Annotated in this window: 21 protein-coding genes and 1 tRNA gene; 10 read left to right on the top strand and 12 right to left on the bottom strand. The window is 33.6% G+C overall.

The features are described 5' to 3' along the window. Positions 1-119: 119 nt before the first annotated feature. The 10 genes from BM246_RS07810 to BM246_RS07765 all read right to left on the bottom strand — a co-directional run bounded on the left by BM246_RS07810 (position 120) and on the right by BM246_RS07765 (position 6,727). The gene (locus BM246_RS07810; protein ID WP_074936944.1) at positions 120-824 is read right to left on the bottom strand and encodes a porin family protein; all 705 of its coding nucleotides are present in this window, start codon (positions 822-824) and stop codon (positions 120-122) included. A 108-nt stretch (positions 825-932) separates the two neighbouring features. Next, the gene (locus BM246_RS07805) at positions 933-1,406 is read right to left on the bottom strand and encodes an ExbD/TolR family protein (protein ID WP_042502551.1); all 474 of its coding nucleotides are present in this window, start codon (positions 1,404-1,406) and stop codon (positions 933-935) included. Positions 1,407-1,424: 18 nt separating this feature from the next. Continuing rightward, positions 1,425-2,015: an ExbD/TolR family protein gene (locus BM246_RS07800; protein WP_042502548.1), complete on the bottom strand. Its 591-nt coding sequence runs from the start codon at positions 2,013-2,015 to the stop codon at positions 1,425-1,427. A 3-nt stretch (positions 2,016-2,018) separates the two neighbouring features. Next, positions 2,019-2,438, bottom strand: a complete 420-nt coding sequence (locus tag BM246_RS07795) for a hypothetical protein (RefSeq protein WP_042496547.1) — start codon at positions 2,436-2,438, stop codon at positions 2,019-2,021. 21 nt (positions 2,439-2,459) lie between these two features. After that, the gene (locus BM246_RS07790; protein ID WP_042496544.1) at positions 2,460-3,233 is read right to left on the bottom strand and encodes a MotA/TolQ/ExbB proton channel family protein; all 774 of its coding nucleotides are present in this window, start codon (positions 3,231-3,233) and stop codon (positions 2,460-2,462) included. Positions 3,234-3,308: 75 nt separating this feature from the next. Further along, positions 3,309-3,396, bottom strand: a tRNA-Ser gene (locus BM246_RS07785). A gap of 76 nt (positions 3,397-3,472) precedes the next feature. Continuing rightward, entirely contained in the window at positions 3,473-4,495 is a 1,023-nt protein-coding gene (locus BM246_RS07780) for an asparaginase (protein WP_042496541.1), read from the bottom strand. A 4-nt stretch (positions 4,496-4,499) separates the two neighbouring features. Continuing rightward, positions 4,500-5,267 (bottom strand): TatD family hydrolase, encoded by a 768-nt coding sequence (locus tag BM246_RS07775; RefSeq protein ID WP_042496538.1) that lies wholly within the window; start codon positions 5,265-5,267, stop codon positions 4,500-4,502. 123 nt (positions 5,268-5,390) lie between these two features. Then, on the bottom strand, positions 5,391-6,140 hold the full coding sequence (locus BM246_RS07770; RefSeq protein WP_074936942.1) for a tetratricopeptide repeat protein: 750 nt from the start codon (positions 6,138-6,140) through the stop codon (positions 5,391-5,393). 5 nt (positions 6,141-6,145) lie between these two features. Continuing rightward, positions 6,146-6,727 carry an RNA polymerase sigma factor gene (locus BM246_RS07765; RefSeq protein WP_042502544.1) on the bottom strand — a complete coding sequence of 194 codons (582 nt, stop codon included), beginning with the start codon at positions 6,725-6,727 and terminating at the stop codon, positions 6,146-6,148. Positions 6,728-6,870: 143 nt separating this feature from the next. On the opposite strand from BM246_RS07765, the gene BM246_RS07760 reads away from it, so the two are divergent. The 6 genes from BM246_RS07760 (at position 6,871) to BM246_RS07735 (ending at position 14,358) form a co-directional block, all read left to right on the top strand. Next, entirely contained in the window at positions 6,871-7,314 is a 444-nt protein-coding gene (locus tag BM246_RS07760; protein ID WP_139221867.1) for a hypothetical protein, read from the top strand. Between the two features lie 83 nt (positions 7,315-7,397). After that, positions 7,398-8,375: a hypothetical protein gene (locus BM246_RS07755; RefSeq protein ID WP_074936937.1), complete on the top strand. Its 978-nt coding sequence runs from the start codon at positions 7,398-7,400 to the stop codon at positions 8,373-8,375. 324 nt (positions 8,376-8,699) lie between these two features. Then, the gene (locus tag BM246_RS07750; protein WP_074936935.1) at positions 8,700-10,652 is read left to right on the top strand and encodes a DUF7849 domain-containing protein; all 1,953 of its coding nucleotides are present in this window, start codon (positions 8,700-8,702) and stop codon (positions 10,650-10,652) included. A gap of 62 nt (positions 10,653-10,714) precedes the next feature. Continuing rightward, complete coding sequence (locus BM246_RS07745) at positions 10,715-13,237, top strand: CHAT domain-containing protein (RefSeq protein ID WP_074936933.1); 2,523 nt, start codon at positions 10,715-10,717, stop codon at positions 13,235-13,237. Then, positions 13,234-13,677 (top strand): retropepsin-like aspartic protease, encoded by a 444-nt coding sequence (locus BM246_RS07740; RefSeq protein ID WP_074936931.1) that lies wholly within the window; start codon positions 13,234-13,236, stop codon positions 13,675-13,677. Before BM246_RS07745 ends, BM246_RS07740 begins: the two co-directional genes overlap by 4 nt. Before the next feature lie 51 nt (positions 13,678-13,728). Next, positions 13,729-14,358: a response regulator gene (locus BM246_RS07735; protein WP_042502537.1), complete on the top strand. Its 630-nt coding sequence runs from the start codon at positions 13,729-13,731 to the stop codon at positions 14,356-14,358. 502 nt (positions 14,359-14,860) lie between these two features. Here the strand turns inward: BM246_RS07735 and odhB are convergent. Together odhB and BM246_RS07725 are read right to left on the bottom strand one after the other, a co-directional pair. Further along, the gene (gene odhB, locus BM246_RS07730) at positions 14,861-16,066 is read right to left on the bottom strand and encodes a 2-oxoglutarate dehydrogenase complex dihydrolipoyllysine-residue succinyltransferase (RefSeq protein WP_042496515.1); all 1,206 of its coding nucleotides are present in this window, start codon (positions 16,064-16,066) and stop codon (positions 14,861-14,863) included. Between the two features lie 41 nt (positions 16,067-16,107). After that, positions 16,108-18,846 carry a 2-oxoglutarate dehydrogenase E1 component gene (locus BM246_RS07725; RefSeq protein WP_074936928.1) on the bottom strand — a complete coding sequence of 913 codons (2,739 nt, stop codon included), beginning with the start codon at positions 18,844-18,846 and terminating at the stop codon, positions 16,108-16,110. A gap of 157 nt (positions 18,847-19,003) precedes the next feature. Here BM246_RS07725 and BM246_RS07720 point away from each other — a divergent pair, with 157 nt between their 5' ends. The 4 genes from BM246_RS07720 to BM246_RS07705 all read left to right on the top strand — a co-directional run bounded on the left by BM246_RS07720 (position 19,004) and on the right by BM246_RS07705 (position 22,637). Next, positions 19,004-19,534, top strand: coding sequence for a hypothetical protein (locus BM246_RS07720; RefSeq protein ID WP_042496510.1), 531 nt, complete (start codon positions 19,004-19,006; stop codon positions 19,532-19,534). Between the two features lie 156 nt (positions 19,535-19,690). After that, complete coding sequence (gene nirK / locus BM246_RS07715) at positions 19,691-21,139, top strand: copper-containing nitrite reductase (RefSeq protein ID WP_074936927.1); 1,449 nt, start codon at positions 19,691-19,693, stop codon at positions 21,137-21,139. A gap of 8 nt (positions 21,140-21,147) precedes the next feature. After that, the gene (locus BM246_RS07710; protein WP_074936924.1) at positions 21,148-21,921 is read left to right on the top strand and encodes a formylglycine-generating enzyme family protein; all 774 of its coding nucleotides are present in this window, start codon (positions 21,148-21,150) and stop codon (positions 21,919-21,921) included. Positions 21,922-21,926: 5 nt separating this feature from the next. Then, on the top strand, positions 21,927-22,637 hold the full coding sequence (locus tag BM246_RS07705) for an SCO family protein (protein ID WP_074936922.1): 711 nt from the start codon (positions 21,927-21,929) through the stop codon (positions 22,635-22,637). The last annotated feature ends 2 nt before the right edge of the window (positions 22,638-22,639 follow it).

Below are 22,639 nucleotides of genomic sequence, written 5' to 3'. Positions count from 1 at the left end.
AACAATTAATTTACTTTAACGATTTAAGTAACCGACTAGACCTTGATTCTAACCATTCCCCTTCAGATCACCACATTTAACAATTTATATCTCTTATTTGAAACCCAAGAGAGTTCAAATTACAACACATAAAACATTAAGCCTACTTTAATAGCGTGCATATCCATACTGTCTCCATCAAGCTTAGCCTCCTTAGAAAAGACAGGACTTAAGGCATAGTACAAATGTAAATTCCAAGTATTATACCCGGTGCTTAACGTTAAGCCATATTCAAGCTTATTAAAGTCTGAGATATCAGTGTATTTTAAGCTTCCTAGATCCCCATTATACTTTGCGGCATGCGATAACATATAACTGAACTTAAAACCGGCATAAATACGCCAAAAATCATAGCTGGTAGCTGAAGATGTTCGCCATCTAAACTCTAAAGGCACCTCTATAAAGTTACTAGAAAACCTATTTTTAGTAAATGTATCGGCATCGTCAATTACGCTGTAACTAACTACACCTCCATCATCTTTTTGAATAAGAAGGTTTTGGTTATATGAATTTGCAGAAAGACCAATACCTAAACCAATAGCTTTGTTTCTTGCAGCATTTATTGGCATATCCTTTATAAAACCTAAATGAAACCCTGTAGAAAAGCCACTTTGCTTTACATCGGTTGGTCTTGAACCTAATAAATTATAAGTAACACCAAAATAAAATTGATCTTCTTTATACTTACTATCAACTTCGGTCTCAACAACCTCTTCATTTTGTGAAAAACACAAACAAGAAGTCGCACAAAACAGTATGATGATTACATATTTAATTCTTCTCATTTTGAAAATTATATTATGGTAAGTTACCAATTGCTACTATTATATAAAAGTAAAAGGCGTTTTGAGTATATCAAAACGCCTTTTACTATAAAATTAAGAGTGTAAAATTTACCTTCCAACAACACTACCCTTTTTAGTGGTATAGTTTATTTTTAGAGCATTAACTTTACGAAGTTCTTGTTTAATGTCACCAATTAATCCCATATTAGCATCACTATCAACTTTTAAGGCTGTAGTTAAATATGGTACTAATTCCTCTCTTTTAGAGGCGCGTTCTGCATTAATAAACGCAGCGATTTCTTTAACATCAGCAAACTTGTCATTCAATTGAATTCTTGACTCGTTTCCATATTGTCTATAGTTCTCACTTGGTTTACCAGCATAAATGTACATTACCAAATCTTTTTTATCTAGTTTTTCAACTTGATCAGCAAATGGTAAATTATTTTCAATCATTAAAGTATTTTGCCTCATTACTGTGGCTACCATGAAAAAGAATAATAACATAAATACAATATCTGGTAAAGACGCCGTATTAACCGCAGGCATATCGCCACTTTTTTTCTTTTTAAATTTAGACATGTTTTTATAAATGTTAAATTATTTCTGTACTTCCGATAGCTTTTGAGGATACTCAGCTTTAATCTGATCTATCTTCTTCTTTAAAGCTTCTTTATTCCCCGGCCAGTTTACATCCTTTTGATTTGCTTCCATCTCAACGAATGACATACCGAATTGTGCCTGGGCTCTCGCGTTTCTTAAATCGTTATATGCTGCTACTAATTCATTCTGTACAGCAATATAAGTTTTATAAGTAGTTTCTCTATCATTAGCTAAAGAGATGATCGCTTTGTCTGGATTATCCGAAGACTCAGGATCTCTTGGACCTTTACAATAATCACAAGATTTATCACCGCCATTATCTAAAAAAGCAATGGCTGCTTTACGTAAATCTTTAAGTTGCATCGGTTCATCTTCAACTAATAAATCATCATTCTTATTTACAATAACTGTAAAAATATTTTTTTGCTTAATAACAGGTGGATCTGTTTGTTCTTCCATTGGAGGCAGCTTTCTGTTAATACCAGAATCTGTTTCAATAGTTGTTGTTACTAAGAAAAATATTAATAATAAGAAAGCAATGTCGGCCATTGAGCCTGCATTAACTTCTGGTGCTGCTCTTTTTGCCATAATTTATTTATTTAATATTTTTTTCACACCACCGAATAGCATTGATCCAATTGCTATAACTGCTAAAACATAAAATGCATATAAACCAGCACCTACGTTTTTAGAAATACCTTCGGTAATACCAAGACCTTTGTCATTGAATGGTTGTAGATCTAAATCTGTACCAGATGACAAGCCGTAGCTTATAAAAATGATTGCTAAAAAGGCTCCTACAGACATCAAAGTTTTTTTGATATCTCCAGTAACTAAACCTTTCAAAACAAATATTACAACTAACGCTATTACTAATCCTAGTACAGCATAGGTAATATAAAGTATGTTATCAATCATAGCCTCAGAGCCAGTCATGATCATCAGCGCAAATATAGAGCCAAGAATCGCGAGAGCAAAAGCTACGATTTTTATTATTTTGTGAGTATTCATAATTTTTTCAGTTTTAAATTATTACTTTTTGTGTCTAATCAATAGATCCATTAACGTGATAGAAGCATCTTCCATATCGTTAACAATACTATCAATTTTAGCAATAATGTAATTGTAAAAAATTTGAAGAATAATTGCCACTACTAAACCAAATACTGTTGTTAAAAGTGCTACTTTAATACCACCTGCAACAAGAGAAGGTTGCATATCACCAGCAGCTTCAATTTTATCAAAGGCTTGAATCATACCAATTACCGTACCCATGAAACCAAGCATTGGTGCAAGAGCGATAAATAATGAAATCCAAGATACGTTTTTCTCTAATTGTCCCATTTGAACACCACCGTAAGCTACAACAGCTTTCTCAGCAGCTTCGATACCTTCATCAGTTCTATCTAAACCTTGGTAGTAAATAGATGCGATAGGTCCTTTTGTATTTCTACAAACTTCTTTAGCAGCTTCAACACCACCAGATGCAAGAGCATCTTCTACAGATTGCGTTAATTTTTTAGTGTTTGTAGATGATAAGTTTAAAAAGATAATTCTCTCAATAGCAATTGCTAATCCAAGAATTAAACATAATAATACAATACCCATAAATCCTGGACCACCTTCAATAAAACGTTTTTTCAAATCTTGATGAAAACCAACGTCTGCCGCAGGAGCTTCATCTTCTTGAGTTAAAGTGGTAGTTACAGTCGTTACAGCTGTACTTGTGTTTGCAATTGTTGTTGCATTTGCAGTTCCGAATGCCACCATTACAGTAATGGCAAGGATAGAAAATAATCTTTTCATGATCTAGATCTTAATTTTATTAGTTAAAGTGTTAAAGATATAAAAAAAAAGCAATTAAAAATAAAAAAATTTAAGCAGAGAGGAAGGGATTCGAACCCTCGATACCCTTTTGAGGTATACACACTTTCCAGGCGTGCGCCTTCGACCACTCGGCCACCTCTCTTTTTTTTTTAACAGCTTTTATTCTGGGGATGAAATAACAAAAAAAACTTTGAACGCTAAAATTTTAACAGTTAATTTTAAGTCAATTCTCCAACTAAAGATGTTTCATAGGTGGTTTTGAAGCTTTTAGCCTCTACATTTTTTCCTAATAGATACATTAACTTAGCTAGTGCAGCCTCGGTTGTTATGTCTTTTCCGGAGATTACACCTGCTTTTTTTAACATATCACTGGTCTCATAATGCCCCATCATGACACTTCCGCCCGAACATTGGGTAATATTTATAATATGTATGCCTTTTTCAATGGTCTTTTTTAACATATTAATGAACCACATTTCGGTAGTACAGTTTCCAGAACCGTAGGTTTCTAAGATAACTGCTTTTAAATTGGGCGTTTTAAAAATATTTTTTAAAACGACTTTAGAAATACCAGGATAGAGTTTAATTAATGCAATATTTTCATCTAAATTCTTATGAACCTCCAAAGCTTTGCTTCCGTTAGGTTGATATAAATGTTTATGGTTTATTTTTAAATGCACACCCGACTCGGCCAAGTCTGGATAATTAAAGGATGCAAATGCCTGAAAATGCTCGGCATTAATTTTAGTTGTTCTATTGGCGCGATATAATTTATATTCAAAATACAAACACACCTCCTTTATTAAAGGTTTACCATCCTCTTGTAAAGATGCCACTTGTATAGATGTAATTAAATTCTCTTTAGCATCGGTACGTAAATCGCCAATAGGCAATTGAGAACCGGTAAATATAACTGGTTTTGCTAGGTTTTCTAGCATAAAACTTAATGCAGATGCTGTATAACTCATAGTATCACTACCATGAAGTACAACAAAACCATCAAATTCATTATACTTTTCTTCGATAACCTCTGCCATTTGAACCCAATACTTCGGATTCATATTACTAGAGTCAATAGGTTCATCAAAAGAAAACGTTTCGATATTACAATCTAACAACTGCAACTCTGGTATGTTTTTTATAATATTTTTAAAATTGAATACTTTTAGCGCACCGGTTTTAAAGTCTTTTACCATGCCAATGGTGCCACCTGTATATATAAGGAGTATGTTTGGTTTCATAACATTAAACTTTAAAAATGGATTTTGAATTTTCTGTAGTGATTTCAGCCAACGTTTCTTCTGAGATTTGATAAATAGTTGCTAGTTTTTCTAATACCTTTATTATATAGGCACTTTCGTTGCGCTTTCCTCTAAATGGTGTTGGTGCTAAATATGGTGCATCGGTTTCTAAAACAATATGTTTTAAATCTATTTCATTTAAAAACTGATCTATTTTTCCGTTTTTAAAAGTTGAAACACCACCAACACCTAATTTCATATTATAAGAAATAGCCTGATGCGCTTGCTCTAAGCTCCCGGTGAAACAATGGAACACTCCAAATAAATCGTCTCCTTTTTCACTTTCCAAAACTTCAAAAACTTCATCAAAGGCCTCTCTGCAATGTATAACAATAGGTAAACCATATTGTTTTGCTAATTGTATTTGATGCTTAAATGCCACTTTTTGAATATCTAAAGTTGTTTTATCCCAATATAAATCGATGCCAATTTCGCCAACAGCATAAAATTTATGTGTAGCAAGCATGTGCTCTATATGGTCTAACTCCTCTTTGTAGTTTTCCTTTACATGTGTTGGATGCAAACCAGACATTAAAAACATGTTTTCTGGATAATCTTTCTCTAACTGAAGCATCGCTTTAGTATACGTAGAGTCTATAGCTGGTATAAAAAACCTAGTAACACCTTGCTCTATTGCTCGGTTTATCATCTCGCTTCTATCGTCATCAAAAGCTTCACTGTATAAATGGGTATGCGTATCTGTAATAATCATTCTGTAAAAATAATGAAGTATTTAAATTTGCCGAGGTATTTATCAATTAGATTAACAAAAAAGACCTGCAAAGCATAAACTTCACAGGTCTATTGTATTCTAACTTATTTTTAAGCGTTGTTGTTAATCTAATTTATTTAGCAATTTCTGCGCACGCTCATAATCTTCAGCATCTTCAGGTATTGTTTTTAAAATATCTATACATGCCAAAACATCTTCTTGTTTTAATTTACTTAAGGCTAAATACCAAATGGCTTTATTTTTATATGCTGAATTTTCATTAGCGATTTCAGTTAACAATTCATCTGCCTTATCATAATCACTCAACTCAATATTACTAATAGCACTGTATAAGTTTAACTCGGCATTGCTTGGATCTATTTGAATTAACTGGGCAAAAGCTTTTTCCGCGGAAGCGAAATCTTTAGAATTAAAGGCGTTTTCGGCCGTTTTTAATAAATCGTCATTTTCGCCTCTAACTGTTAAACTTATAGTATCGTAATTATTAAAGTCGCCATAAGATGGGTTTGAGAACTCACCAAAAGTAAAAACCCCAAACATTACAATCACACAAGCAGCAATGGCATATTTATAGAATTTGAACGAGTTTTTACTCGTTTTTTCTCTGGAAACAGCTTCGTCTTTTTGAATAAAATATTTACTTGATATACTTTTTAAATTCTCTTTAAAAGCTTCCGATTCGGTTTCATTCCCAAATTTATCACTTAAATAATGAGACAAATTTTTATAGGTTTGAAACGCTTCCGCGAAAGCGCTATCCGTTTTTAATTTATTCTCGAACACCTCGAGCTCTACTTGATTTAGGCTGCCCGCAAGATATTCTTCAAATTGTATATAATTTTCTTTTTCCATGATGGTTAATTGTTAAACTGGTTAAATTTGGGAGACTCACGAACCAACTCGGTTAGTTTACCAATGCACAACGATTTCTTTTTACGTGCATAGGCGTAGGTTACATTTAAACTTGCTGCAACTTCTTCCATCGATTTTATTTTGAAAGTAGCTTTTAACAAATCTTGACATGCATTACCTAGTTTTTCGAACATTTCGGCAAATAAAGCTTGTTTTTCTCCAAATACCGAGGTTTCAAATGCTAGTTCTTGAGCCTCGTCTCCTTTAGATAAAACCTCCTCGTTAATTGTTACCTCTTTATTCGATGTTTTTTTCAAAACATTGAGCCACTTTCGTTTACATAACAAGAAGAAATAAGCATCAAAAGGGCAGGTTAATTTCAAACCTTTTTCGCTTGCTTGATTATAAATAGTAACCAGTGTGTCCTGCACAACGTCCTGAGCCTGATCGCGACTACCACTATTCTGCTTAATATAATTAACCACTTTTGGCACAAATTTATCGTAGATGGCTTGTATAATAAAACTGTTGTTTTTTAATAAGCCATCAATATATTTTTGGTCTTCGTGTGTTTTTTTTTCACTCATTACCCCTTGTATTTGCTACTAATGTAAAAAAACTTTCAAAAAAAAGGGTAACAATTTTAAAATGGTTTTGATATAAGGGTGTAACAGTCAAATTGACTAACAATTTTAAAACTAATAATTACAACAATAAACATTTAGAACTTATGAAAAATTCAATTTTAATTATCGGAACCGTAGTATTATCAATTTTAAATATGAATGCTACTAATGAAAAAACAAACCTTAACACAGCAACAGAAATTTATGCTAACACAGCAAACAATATTGCACAAATTTTTGATTGGGAAGTTAAAACGAACAAAGGGACTTACTCTGGAACAGCTTTAAGTTTTGAAAACGCAAAGCGAATGATTTCTTATTCGAGTAGCGGAGAGGTGGTGAAAAACAAAAAAATTACAAGCTATTTTATGCTAGAAGCCGACTTAAACAACGCTACAAACAGAAATTACTTTTGGGAAGTTAAAACTACAAGCGGAACAGCAAAAGGATACTCATCTAGTGAAGCTTATGCACAAAAAATGATTGCTCTTGTAGCCTCAGGAGATGTTATTGTAGAAAAATTAATAATGAGCCAACCACAACAATAAATTAAAATTAGAATCAAAAACAGGGTAACAAAACAAGTGCACTGTTTATATAAAAGTAAAGAACATATTAAAACCCAATAATCATGAAAAATTTAAAACACATTTTAGGCACTTTATTTGTTTCAGCTTTAGTTTTTACAAGCTGTTCAACAAAAGAAGAAAACGATACTGAAATTATTATTCCAGCAACCGCTGCCGAGTTTAGAAATATACAAGACGATGCCTTGAAAGGCTTAACACAAACATTTCAATTTGACGCCGCCGATGGATCGATAACTTTAACTTCAGAAAACGGGGTAGATATTAGACTCAACACAGCTAATTTAACCTTAAACGGAAACCCTATTACTGGCACCATAGATTTAGAATTTGTTGAATTATTTGACAGAGCCAACATGCTAGTTACCAACAAACCTACTATGGGACTTATGGCAGACGGTAACAAAGCGTTACTAATTTCTGGTGGTGAGTTTTTTATAAATGCCGCACAAAACGGTGCAGATTTACAACTAAATGGCACCATCCAATTAGGGATTCCTGCTAATTTAACGGGAGATATTGATCCAGACATGATTTTATGGGACGGAAATATTGACGACAATGGTGATTTAGTTTGGGAAGAAGCCCAAAATGAAAATGGTGATGAACGTGGTGTATTTGCAGAACACACCAATTACTATGCTTTTATTGGCGACTTTGGTTGGACTAATGTAGATCGTTTTTACAACGACCCAAGAGAAAAAACAACCATTTTAGTTGCTGTTCCAGAAGGTTACGACAACACCAATAGCAGTGTATATTTATCTTACGATGGCGAACCTGCTGCATTAGCAAACTTAGATACTTACGATGCTAGTACAGGGTTATTTAGCGAACATTACGGACAAATTCCTGTTGGATTAGAATGTCATGTTATTTTTGTAAGCGAAGATGCTAGCAACTGGAAATACGCCGTACAAGCCGCAACCATAGTAGAAAATGGAATTATCACTATTACCGAAAGTGAAACTACAACCGTAACACAAGCACAACTTGCAGCTATTATTAACGCACTACCATAACACCTTTTTTGCCCCACTGTGCTCGTCTACTCAAAACGAGACAGACCTAACCTAATTTTTAACCCAGAAACTTTTGTTTCTGGGTTTTTAATTTGAAAAAAAGCCACTTATATAGGGTAACAAAAAGTATTTCTATTTGATATAATAGTATGAAGAAGAATCTCTTTTTAAAAATATTAATAATCTGTATTGTAGTTATACTCTGGGCAAACCTAGTTGTAATCTACACGCACTTTTTTAAGTAAAAAAGACCTTAAAAACACTTTATAATTTTTATCGACATTCTCTTTTGTATATTTATAAGCATATTAACTAAATGGTACTATGAAAAAATACAGCTTCCTACTTTTAACAATAGTCTTCCCTTTATTTATTCTTGGTCAACAACACATTACCGACACCATTACTAGAACCGCTACAATTAAAGCAAACGTTACCAACAACTCCGTTTTATTAACACCAGAAACACCTGCTTTAACACAAATAGCTGGTGCTCCAAAAGCCTTTTACACCCATTACTGGGAAATGGGAGATGGCACATACAGCACAGATCCCGAAGCAAGGCACACCTATAAAAAGAAAGGTGAATATGAAGTAAAACTTTGGGCAACCAATAATTACGACACCGGAAAACCACCAACAACACGTCCAAAAAAAATAAACATCACCTCTATTACCGATGATTATCAAGATGAAGCTTCTATGGAAGACGATTTCACGCTTAAAAGAAATAGAGAGCCAGTTCCTGAAGAAGAAATTGTAACTATTTTAAGCTACAAAAACATAAAAAACTATACTACCAACGGAAAAATATATCTATTTTATAATGAACATAAATACAAAGCTGATAATTTCGAGTTAACAGAAACTAGACTACATCATAACGAAAAAAACATATCAACCGATGCTTTTGCTTACACCAAAAACGTTGAAAACAATAACACCTATTTAGCATCTTCAAATAGCGAAATCACAAATTTTAGAAATGTAGAACAAGATTCTACCCTAAAAACCAATTTACCACTAACCTTATCAGAAGCTAAATCCATATACAAAAATTGGCGTGTTCTAGAATTCGATAACATGCAACCCGAAGAAGAACGTAATATCTTTTTCAGCTTAAAAACTACACCGGAAATGGTAAAAGATACCAGTGCCATAATTTCTGTTCGTGGTATTTATATTCCTGATGCTAATTACGACAATCATAAAGTGAAAGACATGGAAATGGAAATTGTAACCTCTCATGACCCCAATAAAATGTCGTCTAACGCTACATTTATGAATTATCGTTTGGTGCGTTTTAAAACTTTAAAGTATAAAATAAAGTTTCAAAATAATGGCGAAGGACCTGCAAATACAATCCGTTTAGAAACTGATATTCCAGACATGTTAGACAAAACGACCTTGAAGGTTCTCGATATGTATCCCAAATGTGAAATATGCCCAAAGCGTGAAGTGCTCTACAGTTGCCTCGATACTGCATTCACAAAAACGCAAGCTATTTTCACCTTTAAAAACATTTACTTACCTGGTAGCGAACAGAAAAACGTAAAAGAATACGATTCTACAAAAGGCTTTGTACAATACAGCATAAAATTTGCTAAGGATTTTCATAAAACAAAAACAAAAAGTAAAACGGCTATTATTTTTGATAAAAACGATCCCATAATTACTAATTATTCCACCACTCGATTTTTACCCGGAATATCCATTGGCGCCAAAATGGGTTATAATTCCTTTACTGATTTACGTAATTCCGAAAGTTATTTTATAGGAGCAACACTTTCTCCTTATAAATCGTACAGATTATATTGGCAAGTTGAACTTATGAATAATTTTCATAATTACGATAGTAACATCGAAGTAACAGAAGAGTTTGTAGACGGCCCGCAAGGTTTTCGCTTCTTTCAAAGTACCACAACCGAAACTTCTAACAAAAACATAGATTGGGACGTTCCCGTTTTACTGCGCTACAATTTAAACAACTATATTGGTCTTGGTGCAGGTGTACAAAACACTATATCTGTAAGTGAAAAATCTACTCAAAATATACTTATTGAACAGTTTGACGGTGATACATCTGAAGGTGATCCATTTAACACCTTTACAGAAACTAGCAGCACAAACGAATCTTTCACAAACTTAAGGACCGGTTTATTATTTGAAGCTACAGCTGGTTTTGCGAGAATAGGTCCTAGTGTAGGCGCACGATATATTCTAAATTTTGAAGACGATTTTAACTACTGGCAATTTTATGCTATATGGAAGTTTTAAGTATTACAATCTATAAAAAACAAAACTGCGATTTTGGATAAATACATGATTTCCAATATAACATGAAAACAATTAGCTTTCTTCTTTTTCTTATAACGTCACTTAGCTTCTCTCAAAATTTAGAGGAAACTATTTATTTAGCTGCAGAAACTTTTATTGAAGCTCCTAGCAGCAATACACTTAGAATTTTAAATAAAAAAGAAGAAACCTTTAAGCGGCAAGTAAAATCGAAAGATGAACAGTTGGCTCTTGTATTTTTACAGACGCACAAAGGCTTTTACTTATTTCAAGAATCGGAATTATCAAAAGCAATTTCTACTTACGAAGATGCTTTAAAACGCTATAATAGTAACGAACTCTCTCTAATTTCAGATTTCGATATTATTGAAAATTGCTTAAATCCGCTAGGTACATTATACACCAAAACTGGCGATTTCACTAATGCCTTAAACACCATAAATCAATATATATACTTAGCTAAAAACAACAAAAACAGCTCACACCAAATAAGTGGCTTCATTAATTTAGCTAAACTATATTACACTTTAGGCAAACATGAAACATCAATAAGCACAGTGGAAGAAGGCTTAAAAATCAAACCTATTACTCAATTACAAAAAACACGACTACTTCAAATAAAAACAGAATGCCTTGCTGCTTTAAATCAATTAAAGAATACTTCAATCAAAGATAGCGACAGAAATAATTATTTATTTCATCTGAAAAATAAAAGTTTTAAACAGGCCTTTATAGCTTTTTCATCATATAAGAAAAACCAATTAAAGCACGGTGCTACAAAACGTAAAATAGCCCAACTAGATATTGAAGAAGCCCAACTTCACTACCTTTTAAAACAACCAAACGAAGCCATAAAAAGCTTGCACGCTGCAATAAAAACGTTATTACCAACACACAACAGCAATAACTTACCAAATAAAAATCAATTATTTGCCGATAATACCTTTATTGATATTTTCGATATGTATGCTGAAATTGAAACAAACCCAAAAATAGCTCTAGAAAGTTTAGATCTTAGTTTTTATGTTTCTAATTTAATGCAAAACAGCTGGACCTCTCAAGAAACTAAGATATTAAACGAAACAAACAACCGCATACGAAGCGAAAAAAGCATAGACATTCTTTATGACACCTACGCTAAAACAAAAAACAAAACACTTTTAAAAACAGCACTCGAATATGCCGAAAACAGCAAGTCTTCGGTATTAAAAACTATATTTTTAAAGAAAAAACGCTTACAACATTTTCCTAATGACAGCTTACTCATAGAAGAGTTTCAACTTTTAAAAACTCAAGAACAGCTTACAAGTTTATTAGTAAAAGAAGATTTATCAGCTTCACAAATTAACAATTTAAGTAGTAAACTTAGTAGCATTAGTATTCAATTAAAAAAACTTAATTCAAAGATTTCAAAAAAACACCCAAACACTAATAAACCTTTTAATTTCAACAATTTAACATCTAAATTAAAAAAAGACAACGCCGTATTAATCGAATATTTTTATGGAAAAAATAGCATTTATCAATTTATAATTTCAGAGCAAGACATAAATTTAAATCGTATCCATTTCACCTTAGACATTAAGCAACAAGTTTCTAATTTCATCAACTTATTTAACAAGGCTTCAACCATAAATAATGATATTCAAAATTACACAACACAAGCTTTTGAGGTTTACAAGCTATTAAATCTTGACAAGGCTCCTTCAAGCAAAAACATAATTATAATTCCCGACGGTCTAATCAACTTTATCCCTTTCGAGGCTTTATTAACAAACAAGACTAAAACCACATTGTATTCTAAAATGCCTTTTTTAATCAAAAAGCAAAACGTAGTCTACAACAGTAGCACTGTTTTATATTTAAATGAAAGCATAAAGCAAAACACGAATACCGTTTTAGGTTTTTTTCCGGTTTTTGAAAATGAAACTCAAGCATTAACCTATTCTGTTAAAGAATCTGAAGCCATTGAAAAACACATGCCTTCAAAACTATTCATGAAAGCGAAAGCTAGTAAAAGTAACTTCTTCACAAATGCTCCAAACTACAATGTTATACACCTATCAACACATGCGAGCAGTGGCGATTTTGTAACCTCATCAAACTTATCCTTTTTTGATGACACCTTATTTTTAAATGAGCTTTATAGTTTAGATTTAAGCCCTAATCTAGTCGTTTTAAGCGCCTGCGAAACGGGTATTGGCAAATTATACAAAGGCGAAGGCGCCATGAGCATAGCTCGCGGATTTCAATATGCAGGAGCTCAAAATATTTTGTTTTCACTTTGGCAAATAAACGATTTATCTACGGCTCAAATTATGGAGTCTTTTTACAAAAACTACAGTACATCACAATCTGCATATACCGCCAACCAAGCCTCTAAAATAAGTTATATTAAAAACGAGTCGATTAATAATTCTAAAAAATCGCCATATTATTGGAGTGCTTTTGTTTATTACGGCGACCTTACGGAAGTTAAATCGCAAAACTTCACAATTTATGTTTGCATTGGTATATTTATTGTACTGTTTATAGTACTTTTAGCAATGAAATTAAAGCGTAAATGACAACAAACCTCCAAGAATTTCTTTTAAATAAGGGTTACACTAAAGTAAAACTGCATTTAACGAAAACAAATCATTTTGAAATAAAAGCGTCCATTAATGGTAAAAAAGGTTTGTTTATTCTAGATACTGGAGCTTCCAGCTCTTGTGTTGGTTTTGAAGCTATTGAAACCTTTAATCTTAATGCCGAAGACTCACTAATTAAAGCTGCAGGTGCAGGAGCAACAGACATGGAAACCAAAATGTCTAAAAAAAACAAAGTAAAAATCGGCAAATGGAGCAACAACAAAGTTGTTTTAGTTCTATTCAACTTATCTCACGTAAATACAGCTCTTATAAATCATAATGCAAAACCGGTAGACGGTATCATTGGTGCCGATATTTTGAAAAAAGGAAAAGGCATCATTGATTATGAAAAGAAATACTTGTATTTAAAGTTATAATTATTTAAATTACTTCGATATAGCAATTAACCTCTTCCTAGCAAATAAATAATGAACACAAATATCGTCATAGCAGATGATCATCCGTTAATGCTGCGTGGTCTTACCGATTTTTTAACCAACAAAGGGTTTAATATTATTGGAAGCGCCGAAGATGGTAAAGCGGCCTATAATTTAATTATAAAATTAGAGCCAGAAATTGCCATTCTTGATATTAGAATGCCCTTTAAAACAGGTTTAGAAATTGCTGAAGCCTGTAAAAAACACAATCTTCCCACCAAAATTATACTAATTACTTTTGATAAAGAAGAAGAAGTTTACGATCAAGCCATTCAATCTGGGGTATACGGATATATTTTAAAGGAATTTGCTGTTGAAGAAATTGAAACCTGTATTCAACACGTACTAGACGGAAAACGCTATTTTAGTGAAGAAATAGCATCTTACCTAAACCACAATAACAACGCGAGACCAAAGAATTTAGGGCTTTTAACTAAATCTGAATTAAGAATAGTACGATTAATATCGGAAAGCAAAACAAGCCAAATCATTGCTGAAGAGCTTTCTATTTCTGTAAGAACGGTAGATAAACACCGTAGCAATATAGTTTCTAAATTAAATTTGGATAAAAAACCAACATCTCTTGCCATTTGGGCAACCGTTAACAAAGAATTTTTATAAAAATAAGTAGAAGTGCGTATTTTTTCTTACGCAAATATAGTATATCTTTACAGTGCTATTAATTAGTTCTTAGGGAGAATTAAAAAAAGACTCTAAATCGTTATGATTTAGGGTTTTTTGCTTTTTACTACTTTCCAAAATATGGAAAAAACTTGCTTTGCATTCAACATCTTCTGCATTATAAAAATACGTACAATTGCGTATTTTTTTTTTCGAACCTGTAACATACCTTTACGGTGCTATTAATTACCAACAAATCCAGCGCAAGTCCAACCCTTAAAATTCTAGACAAATGCTTAAAGATCAAATCATGGAAGAAAAAAGCAACCCTGTAAATAAACTAGCACTCGCTGTTGTTTTTATTTTGGCTGTTATAATTGTATCGTTTAACTTATATATGTTGTTGTCTTAGTCTCTCTCAAATAAAACGACTAAAACAAATAAAAAAAGGGTGTTTCATAGATATGAAACACCCTTTTTAGCAATTAAAAATTATTATTTACTAAAGCTCTAAAGCCTTTTTAACATCATTATTCATCAATAATTCAGTTGGGTTTTCTAAAGCTTCTTTTACAGCAACTAAGAATCCTACACTTTCCTTACCATCAATAATTCTATGATCGTAAGATAAAGCTACGTACATTATTGGACGGATTACAACTTGACCGTCGATTGCCACAGGGCGCTCTACAATGTTATGCATTCCTAAAATTCCACTTTGCGGTGGGTTAATAATTGGCGTAGATAACATACTACCAAATACACCACCATTGGTGATTGTAAATGTACCACCTGTCATTTCATCAACTGTAATCTGACCGTCTCTTGCACGTAGAGCTAAACGTTTTACTTCAGACTCTACACCTCTAAATGATAAGTTTTCAGCATTACGAATTACTGGCACCATTAAACCTTTTGGTCCTGATACAGCTATACTAATATCGCAAAAATCGTATGATAACATTTCTTTACCATCCATCATTGAATTTACTGCTGGATACATCTCTAAAGCTCTAACAACTGCTAAAGTAAAGAAACTCATAAATCCTAAACCAACACCATGCTTTGCTTTAAACGTTTCTTTATACTCAGAACGTAATGCAAAAATAGGAGACATATCAACCTCGTTAAACGTAGTTAACATAGCTGTTGTATTTTTAACCTCAACTAAACGCTCTGCTACTTTTCTACGTAACATAGACATTTTACTTCTTGAAGTACCACGACTACCACCAGTTGGTGTTCCCATAGAAGGCACAGCGTTTACAGCATCTTCTTTGGTAATACGACCCGCTTTACCAGTACCTGAAACAGATGCAGCATCAATTCCTTTTTCAGCTAATACTTTTTTAGCAGCAGGACTTGCAGAACCTGTTGCATAAGTTTTAGCTTCAGCAGCTTTTGGTGCTTCTGCTTTTGGTGCTTCCACCTTAGCTTCTGCTTTTGGTGCTTCACCACCTGCTGGTTTTTCTGCACTTGTATCAATTAAACAAACTACAGCTCCAACTTCTACAGCGTCACCTTCTTCCGCTTTAAGCGTAATAATTCCGCTAACTTCTGCTGGTAATTCTAAGGTTGCTTTATCACTATCAACTTCTGCAATAGCTTGGTCTTTTTCAACGTAATCGCCGTCTTCAACTAACCAAGTCGCTATTTCTACTTCTGTGATAGATTCGCCTGGTGAAGGCACTTTCATTTCTAAAATCATTCTTTATAATTTTAATGGTATATGAATTTTATTCTTTTTATTTAATTTCCGAAAACCTCATCGATTACACGACGTTGCCTTCTTTTATCTCTAGTACTAGATCCTGGTGCTGGTACAGAATTAAATGGACGTGATATTACTTCTAACTTCACTAAATCCATGCGCTGTGCCATATGGCTCCAAGCTCCCATATTTCTTGGCTCTTCTTGTGCCCAAATATAATTTTCTACATTTGGATACTTGTCTATTACACTTTGTATTTTTTCTAAATGAAGTGGGAATAATTGCTCTATCCTTACTAAAGCAACATCTTCATTTCCTAATTCTTCTCTTTCAGCTAATAAATCGTAATAAAATTTACCTGTACAGAATACTAATTTCTTAACATTTGTTGGATTAATAGTATCGTCGATTACTTCTTCAAACTGACCAGAAGCTAAGTCTGATAAACTAGACACTGCTTTTGGATGGCGTAATAAACTCTTTGGAGTGAAAACAATTAATGGTTTTCTATAGTTACGTTTCATTTGACGACGTAACAAGTGATACATATTACCTGGCGTTGTACAGTCTGCAACAATCATATTATCCATTCCACATAACTGTAAGTAACGCTCTATTCTTGCCGATGAATGCTCAGAACCTTGCCCCTCGTAACCATGCGGTAATAATACAACAATACCGTTTTGTGATTTCCATTTATCTTCCGCAGCCGATAAATATTGATCGAATATAATTTGAGCACCATTACTAAAATCTCCAAATTGAGCTTCCCAAATGGTTAATGTATTTGGGTTTGCCATGGCATAACCATAATCGAAACCTAACACACCATATTCTGATAAAAAGGAATTGTAAATATCCATTTTACCCTTATTTTCAGGATTTGTATTTAGTAAGTTAATACGTTCTTCTGAAATTTCATCGCGCAAAATAGCATGACGGTGACTAAATGTACCACGCTCTACATCTTGCCCAGAAATACGAACATTGAATCCTTCTTCAAGCAAACTTCCGTAAGCTAAAGTTTCTGCCATACCCCAATCTAAGGTATCGGTTTCAAAAACCATTTTTTCACGTCCGGCAAGTATACGTTCAGCTTTACGTAAAAACTTAACACCTTTAGGAACTGTTGAAACAATTTTAGAAATCTCTTCTAACTTTTCTTTTGGATAGCCAGTATCTTCAGAAATAAGCATAGATTTTTCATCTTGACGTTCAAAATCTGTCCAGCGTTCTTGCATAAACTCACGAACTATAGAAGATTTAGCTTCTTTAGCTTTAGTATACTCTGCTTCTAAAGTCTCTTTAAAATCAGAAATAATACCATCTACATAAGCTTGATCAATTGTTTTTTCAGCAATTAATTTATCCGCATAAATTTTAAACGGGTTAGCGTGCTTAGCTATTTCTTTATATAATTTAGGCTGTGTAAATCTTGGTTCATCACCTTCATTATGGCCATATTTTCTATACCCTAATAAATCGATATAAACATCTTTCTTATATCTCATTCTGTATTCTAATGCCATTTCTACGGCATGAACAACAGCTTCTGCATCATCAGCATTTACGTGTAAAACTGGAGATAAAGTGACTTTAGCAACGTCTGTACAATAGGTACTAGAACGTGCATCTAAGTAATTAGTTGTAAACCCAATTTGGTTATTTACAACAATATGTACAGTTCCTCCGGTTTTGTACCCTGCTAACTGACTCATTTGTGCTACCTCATAAGCAATACCTTGCCCAGCAATAGCAGCATCACCATGTACTATAATTGGTAATATTTTAGAATCATCACCATCGTAATCCGTATCAATTTTTGCTCTTGTAATCCCTTCTGCTACTGGAGCAACGGTTTCTAAGTGCGATGGGTTTGGCACCAAATTCATCTTGATATCCTTACCGTTTTGGTAAGTTTTATCGAGTGTTAACCCTAAATGATACTTTACATCACCATCAATATCCATATCTTCAAAATCTTTACCATCAAACTCACTAAAAAGTTCGTGCAAAGGTTTTCTAAAAATATTAACCAATGTATTTAGACGACCACGGTGAGCCATACCTAATACACATTCTTTAACACCATATTTTTCTACGGCATAAAAAAGCACATTACTTATAGCAGGAATTAAAGACTCTCCTCCTTCTAAAGAAAAACGCTTTTGCCCAACATATTTAGTTTGCAAAAAGTTTTCGAAAGTAACCGCTTGGTTTAATTTTGAAAGTATATATTTTTTTGTTTCAGCCGAAAAATTTGGTTGATTATCATTTCTGTTAAGTTGTCCTTGCCACCAAGCAATAACTTCTGGGTTACGCAAGTACATATACTCTACACCAATAGAACTACAATATATATTGTCTAGGTGTATAATAATTTCACGAAGTGTTCTAGTACCAATACCTAAAATTTCTCCGGCAGTAAAAACGGTATCTAAATCGTTTGCGTTAAGTCCGAAATTCGAGATTTCTAGAGTTGGTGAATAAGTACGACGATCACGTACTGGGTTTGTTTTAGTAAACAAATGCCCACGCATTCTGTAGCCATCAATAAGTCTTACAACTTGAAACTCTTTTTGAAGTTGTTCTGGCACATCTGCCGAAACACCTCCTGTTGTTTCCCCGTCTAATTCCGAGTTTTCGCTACCAAAATCATAACCTTGAAAAAAGGCTCTCCAGCTCGGTTCTACCGAATCTGGGTTTTGTAAATATTGATCGTATAAGTCAGCAAAATATGCTGTGTGTGCTGTATTTAAAAATGAAAATTTATCCATTGCTATTTTTAATCCCTTGTAGGTTAGTCAAAATATTTTTCAAAAATACAACTTTTAGTAAAATTAGAGGTTTCTTTAACTATATTTATGGCAAATAATGTTCATTTCACGAATATGGCAGTGAAAACTGTTAAATTATTAATCATTTCTAATTCTTATGAAACTTTTTTTCCCAATTAACAAAGCAGTTATTGTTTTTTCAATATTTTTTATATCTCTGGTTAACCAATCTAATTCTCAAAATTTCAAAAGCGATTTTTGGGAGCATGTAAGATATGGAGGAGGTATTGGTTTAAATTTCGGAGACGGATTTTTCAGTGGTACTTTAGCTCCAAATGCAGTTTACGAGTTTAACAACTCCTTTTCTTTAGGTATAGGTGTAAATGGTACGTACAACAGTCAGAAAAATGTTTATAAATCTACTATTTTAGGAGGAAGTTTAATAGGTTTTTACAACCCAATTAACGAAATTCAACTATCTGCCGAGTTCGAGCACCTTAATGTAAACCGCAGGTATAATGTAAATTTAGATATCCCGAACGATAATTATTGGATTCCTGCCTTATATTTTGGAGCCGGTTATAGAAGTGGCAACGTAACTTTTGGTATTCGTTACGATGTATTGTACGACCAAGATAAAAGTATATATTCTGAAGCTTGGGCCCCATTTGTACGGTTTTACTTCTAAAAACAGACACACTTATTACATGTTCTAATCCTTTACTTATAAAACTGACTTTTGTCATATTTTACGAGTAAGCTTAGTATTATTTTTGATAAATCTTAATTAAGATAAATTTATCCTAATTAAAATTTAAATAAAATCACTAAAAAAATAATACTAATGAGACCATCCAACCTTTTATTAAGCTTAACTTTTCTAAGCACCCTACTATTAACGTCTTGTTTTAAATCGAAAGAACAGGAGTATGAAAATACCGCAGACATACCTGTAAGCAGAGAAATGATTGCAGAGTTAACATCTCCGCCAAACGTGCCAACTCCAGTTGGCCGACGTAAAGCAAAAAAACTGATTGTAAAAATGGAGATTCTTGAGAAAGAAGGCGAAATGACAGACGGTGTAAAATATATGTACTGGACATTTGGTGGCACCGTACCAGGCAGTTTTATTAGAACTCGTGTTGGTGACGAGGTAGAATTTCATTTACAAAACCACCCAGACAACAAATTACCACACAATATAGATATGCACGCCGTAACTGGCCCTGGTGGTGGAGCAGAATCTTCTTTTGTAGCACCTGGCCACGAAAAAACTTTCAGCTTTAAAACCTTAAATCCTGGTTTATACGTTTATCACTGTGCAACAGCCCCTGTTGGAATGCACATTGCCAACGGTATGTATGGTTTAATTTTAGTAGAGCCCGAAGGCGGTTTACCTCCTGTAGATAAAGAATATTACATTATGCAAGGTGATTTTTACACTAAAGGTGCTAATGGTGAACGTGGCTTACAACCTTTTGATATGCAAAAAGCCGTTGACGAAAAAGCCGACTACGTGGTTTTTAACGGAAAAGTAGGCGCTCTTACTGGCGACAATGCATTAACAGCTAAAGTAGGCGAAACCGTGAGACTCTTTGTTGGTAATGGTGGACCAGGATTAGTATCTTCCTTTCATGTTATTGGTGAAATATTCGATAGAGTACATGTAGAAGGCGGCGACCTTATTAACGAAAACGTACAAACCACATTAATTCCTGCCGGTGGCGCTGCCATGATGGAGTTTAAAGTTGAAGTACCTGGCACATTTATTTTAGTAGACCACTCTATTTTTAGAGCCTTTAATAAAGGAGCCTTAGGAATGCTTAAAGTTGAAGGAGAGAAAAACAAAACACTTTATTCTGGCGAAATACGCGATGATATTTACTTACCAGAAGGTCCTGGAATACAAAACATGCCAACAACAGATGAAATTATAGCTTCGGAAATTCCCGCAAAATCGTTTGAAGAACAAATGGAATTTGGAAAACAAGCCTATATGCAAACTTGTTTTGCTTGTCACCAAGGTGAAGGCCAAGGTATTCCACATGCCTTTCCCCCTTTAGCAAAATCCGATTATTTAAATGCAGATGTAGATCGTGCTATCGGTATTGTTCTTCATGGTAAAACCGGCGAAATTACAGTTAATGGCGAAACTTATAATAGTGTTATGACAAGACAAATGCTATCTTCAGATGAAATAGCAAACGTACTAACCTATGTATACAACAGCTGGGGTAACTCTAAAAAAGTAGTTACAAAAGAAATGGTAGACAAAGTAAAAAACAGTAAATAATTAATATTATGAAAAACCTAACCTTTAGATTCTTGCTTGTTTTGTTGGTTGTCCAAACATTGGCACATAGCCAATCTAAAGGTATGGTTTTTATAGAAGGTAGCCGATATATTCCTCTATATGGCAGGGACTCGACGGTTGTAGAAGTTAAAAATTTCGAAATGGACATCTACCCTGTTACAAATTTAGAGTATCTCAATTTTTTAAAAGAAAATCCAAAATGGCAAAAATCTAACATTCTAAAACTATTTTCGGATAAAAGCTATTTGGCAAACTGGAATTCTAATTTAGAATTAAAACCTACAGAAAATTTAAACAGTCCAGCAACCTATATATCTTGGTATGCAGCTAAAGCCTATTGCGAATGCCAAGGTAAGCGCTTGCCAACCGTAGACGAATGGGAATATGCAGCCATGGCAGACGAAACCACAAGAGATGCACGCGTTAAACCATCGTTTAATAAAAAAATACTAGCTTGGTATGAAGCGCCGCACTCTAATGAAGACACTATCGGGTTACACCCGAAAAATGTTTGGGGTGTTTACGATTTACACGGTTTGGTTTGGGAATGGACACTCGATTTCAATTCTGTTTTAATTACAGGTGAATCGCGAAAAGATGTTGATAAAGATTCAAATTTATTTTGCGGAAGCGCCTCTTTAAACGCCACCGATTTAATGAACTATGCTGCCTTTATGCGCTATGCTATACGCGGAAGTTTAAAAGCAAAATACGCTATGAAAAACCTAGGTTTCCGTTGCGTGAAACCTGTTAAAAATTAATTATTATGAAAGCATTAAAATTCATCCTTATACTATTTACTTCAGGGTTGTTACTACAAAGCTGCAAGTCTGATAAAAATACTGAAGTTTCTCAAGTTTTTAAATGCCCAATGGCCTGCGAAGGTGATAAAACTTATAGCACATCAGGGAATTGCGCTGTTTGTAAAATGGATTTAGTAGCCATTAATGAAACAGCTAAAATTATAAAAAACGACGATAACATTTCCGAGGAATCGATATTTAACCTAACCTCAAAATGGCAAACCGAAGAAAACAAAACCATTGAACTCAAAGCACTAAAAGGAAAAACTTTAGTGATGGTAATGATTTACACCTCGTGCAAAGCAGCATGCCCAAGATTAGTTGCCGATATGCGAAACATTGAAGCACAACTTCCTCCTGAGAAAATTAAAGATATTCAGTTTGTTTTAATAAGTATCGATCCATTAACCGATACACCAAAACGCTTAAAATCTTTCGCTATTGAGAATATTATGGATGGTGAACAGTGGATGTTTTTGCAAGGCACAGAAAGTAGCGTTCGCGAATTTGCTAATGTACTTTCTATGAAATACAAACAAATTTCTCCTATCGATTTCTCGCACTCTAATATTATAAGTGTGTTTAATCCGGCTGGTGAATTAATACATCAACAAGAAGGTTTGGGAGTTGATAATAAAGAAACTATTGAAACCATACTTAAAACAGTGCATTAATA

Origin of the sequence: Algibacter lectus (assembly GCF_900112395.1) — a bacterium.
GTDB classification, from domain to species: Bacteria; Bacteroidota; Bacteroidia; order Flavobacteriales; family Flavobacteriaceae; genus Algibacter; species Algibacter lectus.
The sequence above is the reverse complement of the archived record's forward strand: the minus strand, read 5'-3'. Positions and strand labels throughout refer to the sequence as shown.

Bases quoted from the DNA above. Each gene is read 5' to 3' on its own strand.
- BM246_RS07765 (WP_042502544.1), bottom strand. From the start codon at position 6,727: ATGAGTGAAAAAAAAACACACGAAGACCAAAAATATATTGATGGCTTA.
- BM246_RS07705 (WP_074936922.1), top strand. From the start codon at position 21,927: ATGAAAGCATTAAAATTCATCCTTATACTATTTACTTCAGGGTTGTTA.
- BM246_RS07735 (WP_042502537.1), top strand. From the start codon at position 13,729: ATGAACACAAATATCGTCATAGCAGATGATCATCCGTTAATGCTGCGT.
- BM246_RS07720 (WP_042496510.1), top strand. From the start codon at position 19,004: ATGAAACTTTTTTTCCCAATTAACAAAGCAGTTATTGTTTTTTCAATA.
- BM246_RS07725 (WP_074936928.1), bottom strand. From the start codon at position 18,846: ATGGATAAATTTTCATTTTTAAATACAGCACACACAGCATATTTTGCT.
- BM246_RS07795 (WP_042496547.1), bottom strand. From the start codon at position 2,438: ATGAATACTCACAAAATAATAAAAATCGTAGCTTTTGCTCTCGCGATT.
- BM246_RS07740 (WP_074936931.1), top strand. From the start codon at position 13,234: ATGACAACAAACCTCCAAGAATTTCTTTTAAATAAGGGTTACACTAAA.
- BM246_RS07745 (WP_074936933.1), top strand. From the start codon at position 10,715: ATGAAAACAATTAGCTTTCTTCTTTTTCTTATAACGTCACTTAGCTTC.
- BM246_RS07770 (WP_074936942.1), bottom strand. From the start codon at position 6,140: ATGGAAAAAGAAAATTATATACAATTTGAAGAATATCTTGCGGGCAGC.
- BM246_RS07800 (WP_042502548.1), bottom strand. From the start codon at position 2,015: ATGGCAAAAAGAGCAGCACCAGAAGTTAATGCAGGCTCAATGGCCGAC.
- BM246_RS07750 (WP_074936935.1), top strand. From the start codon at position 8,700: ATGAAAAAATACAGCTTCCTACTTTTAACAATAGTCTTCCCTTTATTT.
- BM246_RS07710 (WP_074936924.1), top strand. From the start codon at position 21,148: ATGAAAAACCTAACCTTTAGATTCTTGCTTGTTTTGTTGGTTGTCCAA.
- BM246_RS07790 (WP_042496544.1), bottom strand. From the start codon at position 3,233: ATGAAAAGATTATTTTCTATCCTTGCCATTACTGTAATGGTGGCATTC.
- BM246_RS07755 (WP_074936937.1), top strand. From the start codon at position 7,398: ATGAAAAATTTAAAACACATTTTAGGCACTTTATTTGTTTCAGCTTTA.
- BM246_RS07760 (WP_139221867.1), top strand. From the start codon at position 6,871: ATGAAAAATTCAATTTTAATTATCGGAACCGTAGTATTATCAATTTTA.
- BM246_RS07775 (WP_042496538.1), bottom strand. From the start codon at position 5,267: ATGATTATTACAGATACGCATACCCATTTATACAGTGAAGCTTTTGAT.
- BM246_RS07810 (WP_074936944.1), bottom strand. From the start codon at position 824: ATGAGAAGAATTAAATATGTAATCATCATACTGTTTTGTGCGACTTCT.
- odhB (WP_042496515.1), bottom strand. From the start codon at position 16,066: ATGATTTTAGAAATGAAAGTGCCTTCACCAGGCGAATCTATCACAGAA.
- BM246_RS07805 (WP_042502551.1), bottom strand. From the start codon at position 1,406: ATGTCTAAATTTAAAAAGAAAAAAAGTGGCGATATGCCTGCGGTTAAT.
- nirK (WP_074936927.1), top strand. From the start codon at position 19,691: ATGAGACCATCCAACCTTTTATTAAGCTTAACTTTTCTAAGCACCCTA.
- BM246_RS07780 (WP_042496541.1), bottom strand. From the start codon at position 4,495: ATGAAACCAAACATACTCCTTATATATACAGGTGGCACCATTGGCATG.